1 tRNA gene is annotated in these 208 nt (G+C 49.5%); it reads left to right on the plus strand.

The window, feature by feature from the left end:
• Positions 1 to 5: 5 nt before the first annotated feature.
• Positions 6 to 81, plus strand: a tRNA-Phe gene (locus C5687_RS24520).
• Positions 82 to 208: the final 127 nt, after the last annotated feature.

A 208-nucleotide genomic window follows, 5' to 3' on the forward strand; every position in this document is an offset into this window, starting at 1 on the left:
CCGTTGCCCGGATAGCTCAGTCGGTAGAGCAGGGGATTGAAAATCCCCGTGTCCTTGGTTCGATTCCGAGTCCGGGCACCACTATTCATAAGGCCTCGCTGCAAAGCGGGGCTTTTTCCTTTCTTAGCTACGGTAGATTTCTGGTCGTTGCAACACGTTATTTGTTTGCTGGATTTCTCGCCATTTTCGCAGATGTTCGTTACTTTTA

The organism is Enterobacter sichuanensis (assembly GCF_002939185.1).
GTDB lineage: Bacteria > Pseudomonadota > Gammaproteobacteria > Enterobacterales > Enterobacteriaceae > Enterobacter > Enterobacter sichuanensis.